Source organism: Pseudactinotalea sp. (genome assembly GCF_048594945.1).
Taxonomy (GTDB): domain Bacteria; phylum Actinomycetota; class Actinomycetes; order Actinomycetales; family Beutenbergiaceae; genus Pseudactinotalea.
On record NZ_JBMDXJ010000480.1, the window covers coordinates 1 to 7,191 of the forward strand.

At 70.0% G+C, this 7,191-nt stretch carries 8 protein-coding genes; 3 read left to right on the forward strand and 5 right to left on the reverse strand.

All coding sequences use genetic code 11. The features are described 5' to 3' along the window. Positions 1–92: 92 nt before the first annotated feature. Positions 93–1,787, reverse strand: a complete 1,695-nt coding sequence (locus ACOJSN_RS21685; RefSeq protein ID WP_420114562.1) for an ABC transporter substrate-binding protein — start codon at positions 1,785–1,787, stop codon at positions 93–95. A 167-nt stretch (positions 1,788–1,954) separates the two neighbouring features. Here ACOJSN_RS21685 and ACOJSN_RS21690 point away from each other — a divergent pair, with 167 nt between their 5' ends. Both ACOJSN_RS21690 and ACOJSN_RS21695 read left to right on the forward strand, forming a co-directional pair. Continuing rightward, on the forward strand, positions 1,955–2,605 hold the full coding sequence (locus ACOJSN_RS21690; RefSeq protein ID WP_420114569.1) for a TetR/AcrR family transcriptional regulator: 651 nt from the start codon (positions 1,955–1,957) through the stop codon (positions 2,603–2,605). Positions 2,606–2,634: 29 nt separating this feature from the next. After that, positions 2,635–3,315 carry a phosphotransferase gene (locus ACOJSN_RS21695; protein WP_420114563.1) on the forward strand — a complete coding sequence of 227 codons (681 nt, stop codon included), beginning with the start codon at positions 2,635–2,637 and terminating at the stop codon, positions 3,313–3,315. On the opposite strand, the gene ACOJSN_RS21700 is transcribed toward ACOJSN_RS21695, so the two are convergent. The 4 genes from ACOJSN_RS21700 to ACOJSN_RS21715 form a co-directional block, all read right to left on the reverse strand. Then, positions 3,316–3,714, reverse strand: coding sequence for a type II toxin-antitoxin system VapC family toxin (locus ACOJSN_RS21700; RefSeq protein ID WP_420114564.1), 399 nt, complete (start codon positions 3,712–3,714; stop codon positions 3,316–3,318). Further along, positions 3,711–3,932 (reverse strand): type II toxin-antitoxin system Phd/YefM family antitoxin, encoded by a 222-nt coding sequence (locus ACOJSN_RS21705; protein WP_420114565.1) that lies wholly within the window; start codon positions 3,930–3,932, stop codon positions 3,711–3,713. The genes ACOJSN_RS21700 and ACOJSN_RS21705 overlap by 4 nt, the downstream gene beginning before the upstream one ends. A gap of 79 nt (positions 3,933–4,011) precedes the next feature. Then, positions 4,012–5,625 carry a Y-family DNA polymerase gene (locus tag ACOJSN_RS21710; RefSeq protein WP_420114566.1) on the reverse strand — a complete coding sequence of 538 codons (1,614 nt, stop codon included), beginning with the start codon at positions 5,623–5,625 and terminating at the stop codon, positions 4,012–4,014. After that, on the reverse strand, positions 5,625–6,437 hold the full coding sequence (locus ACOJSN_RS21715; RefSeq protein ID WP_420114567.1) for a hypothetical protein: 813 nt from the start codon (positions 6,435–6,437) through the stop codon (positions 5,625–5,627). The genes ACOJSN_RS21710 and ACOJSN_RS21715 overlap by 1 nt, the downstream gene beginning before the upstream one ends. Before the next feature lie 162 nt (positions 6,438–6,599). On the opposite strand from ACOJSN_RS21715, the gene ACOJSN_RS21720 reads away from it, so the two are divergent. After that, positions 6,600–7,046 carry a hypothetical protein gene (locus ACOJSN_RS21720; RefSeq protein WP_420114568.1) on the forward strand — a complete coding sequence of 149 codons (447 nt, stop codon included), beginning with the start codon at positions 6,600–6,602 and terminating at the stop codon, positions 7,044–7,046. Positions 7,047–7,191: the final 145 nt, after the last annotated feature.

The following is a 7,191-nucleotide window of genomic DNA, read 5'->3' on the forward strand; positions in this document are numbered from 1 at the left end:
TGGGGCCGGAGCGGTGCGCTCGGGCGGGGGGGCGGGGGGGGGGGGGGGGGGGGGGGGGGGGGGCCCGCCGCCCCCCCCCACCCCTCACGCCATCAGTTGGCAGGCTCGAGGTTGACGAGGATCTGCACGATCCCCGGCTGCGTCGGGTCTGCGGAGGCGTACTGGTCCTCGTCGGTGGGGAACCCGGTGTAGTTGCGGGTGTTGTACTGACCCAGCAGCGGGTGCGCACCGAGCGGGATCGCCGGGACGTTCTCCACGAAGGCGGTCTGCATGACCTCGAGCGCCTGCTGCCGTTCCTCGTCGGAGGCGGCGTTGGCGTAGCCGTTGAGGGCGTCGGTCACGGCAGGGTCGTCGAAGCGGCCGAAGTTGAACTGGGCGCGATCGTCCACGATCCACTTCGGGTCCATGGTCGAGGTGTAGAGGCCGTAGGCGTTCCCGGTGTCCTCGAGCCAGTGGATGATGGCGTCGAAGTCGCCCTCCTGTCGTGCAGCGTCCCAGCCGCCCCAGTCAGGCTGGTCCACACGGACCTCGATGCCGAGGGCCTCGTCGAGCTCCTCCGCGATCAGCGCCTGCTCGGTGTTCCAGTCGCTCCATCCGGCAGGGACCGAGATCGAGAAGGAGACGGCCTCGCCGTCGGGATCGATCAAGGCGCCGGCGCCGTCCCAGGTGTAGCCGGCGGCCTCGAGAATCTCCCGCGCCTTGTCCACGTCGACGGAGTAGTTCTGGTCTGCATACTCCGGCAGGATCTCGCCCTCGAGCAGGGAGCCGAGGCCCGTAACGCTCCAGATCACCTCGCTCGCGCCTTCGCGGGCGATGTCCACATAGGCCTGGCGGTCGATGGTCCAGGCGAGCGCCTCACGCAGCGCCGGGTCGTCGAAGGGCTTGCGCTGCAGATTGAAGAACACCGTTCCCGCACCTGCGGTCGAGGACACCAGGAAGTGGTTGTTCTCGTCCGCGGCCAGGTAGCTGGTCTCGATCTGCGGGATGAAGGCCTGTGCCCAGTCGGCCTCGCCCGAGACCAGGGCGGTGGTGAGCGCGGCGTTGTCGCCGTAGGAGATGTAGTTCAGCTGCGGAACTGCGAGGTCGCCGCCCCAGTAGTTCTCGTTGGCCGTGAGTGTGACCGACTCCGTCGACCAGACGTCGAGCACGTACGGGCCGGTGCCCACAGCCTGACCCTCTTCGGTCAGCGGGTCGGTGTTGGGGTCCTCGATGTTCTCCCAGATGTGCTTCGGAACGATCGGGGTGTGCAGCACGCGCCCCTGCGCGGTGTATTTGGAGTCGGCGAAGTTCAACGTGATCGCGTCGCCGTCGACCGTGGCGCCCTCGTAGTTGAGGCCGGAGGTGTCGGTGAGCGTGCCGTTGAGGAACTGGTCGAAGGTGAACACGATGTCGTCACCGGTGAAGTCGGTGCCGTCGCTCCACTGGATGCCGCTGCGCGGGACGACCGTGACCGCGGTGTAGTCCTCGTTCCACTCGACGGACTCGGCGAGCCACGGGGTGGTGCCGAGGTCGCCGGTCGGGTTCACCAGGGCGAGCGGCTCGAAGATGACCTTGGCGTAGCCGTACTTGGAGGCTGAGGAGTCGCCCAGGTAAGGGTTGTGCGACTCGGTGGTGATCGCGCCGTCGGGCTTGGCGATCGTGAGAGCGACGCCGGGGCTGTCGCCGTTCCCGCCCCCGTTGCCGTTCCCGCCGCCACCACCCTCGCTCGGTGAGCAGCCGGCCACGACGGCGGCGCTGAGCGCGGCGATCGCGCCGACCGCGATCAGAGATCTTCTTCTGAGCTTCATTGCTTCTCCCTCGAAGTGGTCCTTGATTCAGTGGGAGCGCGACCTCTGCGCTCCCGTCCGACGGACTGCAGCGTCCGCCCACCTAGCTAACTTACTTGTCAGTAAGTGCGCTACGGTGGAGGCTACCTGCAGCAAACTGGGTGCGCAACTACGCGGAGGTGGTCGTGATCGAAAAGACATCTCGCAAGCCGCAATCTCGGCCCACCACGGCACGCAAGCGCGACGAGATCCTCAAGGCGGCGATCGAGACCTTCGGCACCAAGGGGTCGACCAACGGCACGTTGGCCGACATCGCCGACCAGGTGGGAATGACGCATGCCGGCGTGCTGCACCACTTCGGTTCGAAGCAGAAGCTTCTGATGGAGGTGCTGGAGTACCGGGACAAGACCGATGTCGAAGAACTCGTCGACCAGCACATCCCGGGCGGCCCCGAGTTGTTCCTGCACCTGGTACGCACGGCGTTCGCCAACAGCCGCCGCCCCGGCATCGTGCAGGTCTTCACCGTGCTGTCCTCGGAGTCGGTGACCGAGGGGCACGCCGCCCACGGCTACTTCGTGGATCGCTACCGCGTGCTGCGGAACGATCTGCGTGAGGCCTTCGAGGTGCTGTGCGAGCAGGAGGGCGTGACCGACCGCGAGACGATCGACAAGGGCTCCGCGTCGATCCTGGCTGTGATGGACGGGCTGCAGCTGCAGTGGCTGCTCGACCCCTCCGCGATCGAACTCGGCGAGGCCAGCGAGTTCGCGATCGCCGCCATCGTGCACGAGACGTTGCACCCCCGCCCGCCGCTGAGCGACTACGTCAGGGCCGGGGCGTAGCGCCCAGCTCCTCACATACGCTTCAGGCCATGGATCTTCTGGCCAGCGGTCGCGACGCGGACGTCTACCGGCACCGTGACGGCCTCGTGCTGCGCCGCTACCGTGATGGTCGCTCCGCCGAGGTGGAGGGAGCGCTCATGCGTGAGCTCGCACGGCTCGGTTACCCGGTGCCAGCGGTCGAGTCGGCGAGTGGTCCCGACCTCGTGATGGAGCAGCTGGAGGGGTCCACGATGGCCGCGGAGCTACTGAATGGCACCCTCGACCCTCGTGAAGGCGGCAGGCTACTCGCTCACCTGCACGACGCCCTGCACACCCTCCCGTGGCCCGGCGAACAGCCGCTCCTTCACCTCGATCTGCACCCGCTCAACGTGATCATGAGCGGCAGCACCGCCGTGGTCATCGACTGGGCGAACGCGCGCCCCGGCCCCGCAGATCTCGACGTCGCCATGAGTGCTCTCATCCTTGCTCAGGTGGTGATCTCGCCCGAGATCGTCATCGACTCGATGCCCGGGTCGGCCAGCCCCGACGACGGCGAAGCCCACCTGGTCACCCAGCTCACCTCGCTCCTCGGTTCCTTCACGAGCGAGGTGTCTCCGTTCTCCGACCACCTCACCGACGCGGCCGCCCTCCGCCGAGCCGACCCCCATCAGAGCGAGACCGAACTCGCCCAGCTGGCCGACGCCGTCGACCTGGTGCATTCGCTCATCTGATCATGTCGACCAGGTCAGGGTCCTCACCCCGGGGAACTTGAGAATCCACCGATCGACCGTCACGAGCCCGACGTTCTCCACCAGCGCCTGCGCGACGAGGAGCCGGTCGAACGGGTCGCGGTGCTCCCATGACATCGATCCGGCCAATACCGCGTGCTCAGCGGAGATCGGGAGTTCCTGAGCGCCGATCTCTGAGATTCTCGCCGGCCATGACGTCACCAGGCTATCGGCGCCGCCAAGCCGTCCGAGCCGGACCTTGGTCGCTACCTCCATCGCGCAGGCAGCCGACACGAGCAAGGTGTTCTCCTTGCTGGCCAGAGCGTCCCGCACCGTGCTGCCCACCCGCTCGGGTGCGCCCAGCAACCACAGCAGCACGTGCGTATCGAGCAGGTACCTCACTCCCAGGCCGCCAACTCGTCGTCAGGAAGCGGCTCGTCGAAGTCCGCAGGGATCTCGAGACTCATGGTTCCGAAGGTCCGCTCTGGCGGTTCCACGGCAGGGACAAGGCGTGCGACCACGGTTCCGGCCCGCGCGATCTGAATGTCCTCGCCTTGCTCGACCTGGACGAGAAGCGCGGAGAGCCGGGTCTTCGCCTCCTGCACGTTCACGATGGTCATGACACCATCATACGGCGCGTTGGTCAGCCTGACCAGACTAAGTCGGTCTCGATCAGGCCGTGGATTCGCACACCGTGGCTCAGTCATACATCCCCTCCACCCACCACGACTCCCCTTCCCCGGCGAGGAGCAGGGCGGCGTCACCGCAGACGACCTGCACGTAGGTGCGCGGCCGACCACCAGCCCACCAGCGCTCGTGCACCGGCCATGGACCTGCCCAGCCGGTGACCTCGCGGGAACGTCTGTTGACCTCCACCCGGGCGGGCATGCCGTGCAGCACCCCACGATCGCCCACGGTCACGGGACTGCCGTCGTCATCGAGCACCGTGGCCGGCAGCGGCGCGGTGGGCACGGTGGCGGGCAGGGGCGAGGGGATCTGACCGGGCCACGGCGCCTTCGGGTCCCGCAGCGCCACCGGCTCATCGCCCCATGCGACCAGCCGGACCCGGTCCCGCGGCGACCGACCTCCCTGCAGCACCGGGCTCAGCACGGCGTCGGCCCCGATCAGACCCTGCACCCGCAGCGCCGCCCGACCCGCCTGTGCCTGCCCGCGACCCACCCGACCCCACAGCCCGTCGGAGGCGACCGCGGCCGGGCTCACCTCCTCCGCCGCCAGCTCCAGCGCCACCACCGGCGCGCTCGGGCGCTGACCGCTGCGACCCGACAGCCACCCCTCCAGCTGCCACCGCACCCGGTCCGTGAGCTCCACGGCGGTGAGCGCACCGCCATCGAGCCGCCAGGTGCGCTCCAACGCACCGCCATCCTCCGTGCGCGCCTGCACCCGCAACCGGGCGCACACCACGCCGCGCCGCAGCATCACGGTCTGCAGCTCCTCCGCCAGCCGCCGCGCTGCGAACGCGGCCGCGTCGATCCGGTGCGCCGGCGGATCGAGATCGGCCTGCACCACCACGTCCGGCTCGGCCCGCCGCACCCGCGGTGGCTGCGCGTCCAGCCCGCGCGCCAGCCGGTGCGCCTGCAGCCCCAGCGCACCGAACCGTGGCCCCACCTGCGAGGCACGCAGCCGCGCCAGCTCCCCCAGCGTGCCCAGCCCCAGTCGCCGGAACAGGTCCACCAGATCCATCATCCGCGCGCGCGAGTCCCGCGTGGTGGCCACGTGCACCAGGTCGCGGACGACACGCACCGCGTGGTATCCCGCAGCCTCGCGGTGCGGCACCCGCTCCGAGGAGCGTGCCGCGAGCATCGCCGTCAACATCCCATCGGCGATACCCACCTGGGCCTCCACACCTGCCGCCGCCGCCGCCCCCACGAGCGCCTCCGCCAGCGCCTCCTCCGAACCCAGAAATCGACTCGGCCCCTGCGCCGACAGCACCGCCACGCCCGGCCGCAGCAGGCTCGAGGACGGCACCACCTCCTCCAACGCCTGCATCACCGGCTCGAAGGCCCGCACGTCACGCCCCTCATCGGCAGGCAGCAGCACCAGCTCGGGACACATCCCCTGCGCCGCACGCCGCCGCATGCCCCGCCGCACCCCCTCGGCCCGCGCACGCGCAGACACCGCCACCAGCCCGCGGCCATCGTGCAGCGCCACCGGCTCGTGCGCCTGGGCCAGCCCCTCCGCCACCGCGGCAGCCACCGGCCAGTCCGGCACCCACAGCACCGCCAGTCTGGTCGCCAGCTCACTGCTCTCAGGGCCCGGCTCCTGCGGCAGCGGCGTCGAGACCACCGCGCTCATCAGCCTGCCCTCGCGAGATCGACCCCATGGAGCTCACCCTCGCCCGACACGAGGCGAGCACGCTCGCCGACCGGGGTCACACCGCCGTCGGCATCCATCCGCACCCGGACGCGGCGAGGCTGACCGAGCCCGCGCACATACCCGGTGATCGTGGCCTCCCGACCGGTCAGCACACCCTCGCCGGCGCCGACGCCGAGCCAGGACCGCTCCCCCACCTCCAGCACCGCCTGCGCACCCGGCCACGCACCGCCCGACAGCAGCAACGCCTCCCGGTTCCGCAGCCGGTGCCCGGCGCTACGACGATCGGCCTCGCTCAACGCCCGGCAGGGGCCGAGAACCACCACGTCGAAGCCATCGATCAAGGCCCCCAGGACCGAGGGCGCATCGGGACCGGGCTGCGGCACCACCACCGTGCGACTCAGGTCGAGCCCCGCCTCCGCCGCCGCAGCCAGCCCCACATCGGGCATCGCCATCACCGCGCACCACAGATCCTGACCCGGTGCATCGGCGGCGGCAGCAGCCAGCGTCAGCAGCACCGACCGCGACCCTGACACCTGCACCGCCGCACCTCGCCGCAACCCGCCCCACGGCAGCACCTCCTCGAGCCCGGCCGGCAGCGGAAGCAGCAGCTCGGGGGGAAGAGAGGTCGACGGCGGTGCCTGGGCCGGCCCTGCCCCCGCGGCGGCGAGTGTGGTGACGCCCGTGAGCCGCTGGCGCAGCCCGGCGCTCGCCTCAGCCGTAGCCAGAGCCCGCTGCGCTGCCGCGAGTCGGGCCTCGCGGCTGTCCTCACGGACCGTTGTGCCTGTGTGCATCACACACCTCCTACCTACGCTCGCCGACGCTAGAGGGAGCCACCGACATCCGTTCGCACCACCCGCGATCGAACGAATGTTCTATTGAACCTCGGTGGTGGCGTGGTGTCAACGGGCCCGAGGTCCCGAGAGCACCGGCCCACCCGGCGATACGGTTCGGCCATGGTCGAAGCACCCCTCGGCGGCGGTTTCCCTGCCGCGCTCCCGATCGCCACCGCCGCCACCTGGCTCTGGGTGGGCATGGTGCTCGCGATCTCGTTCATCGAGGCGCCCCTGAAGTTCCGCGCGCCGGGCGTCACGCTGCCGATCGGACTCGGGATCGGGCGCCTTGTGTTCCGGGCACTCAACATCGCCGAGGGCGTCTTCGCCTTGGTGCTGCTGGTGTGCGTGCTGCTGGGTCCGGCACCCGGTGAGGGACCGGCCGCCGTCGCGATCCTCGCCCTACTGATCCAGCTGCTGGCCGTCCGGCCTCGACTCACCCGCCGCACCGACGCCGTGCTCGCCGGCGGACCGACCGACAAGCGGTCGAACGCGCACTACTGGTACGTGGGCCTCGAGGCCGTCAAGCTCGTGGCGCTGATGGTAGTCGGGATCGCACTGGTCTCATGAGCGGCTGATGAAGAGCCTCAGATCAGCGGGTTCTCAAAACCCTTCTCGCCCCTCCGCTCGCTCGTGTCAGGGTGGGGTGATGCCGTTCCAGAACCCGCAGCTCACCGCCCCGAGCCTGCTGACCACCGAGACCTTCACGCTCCGG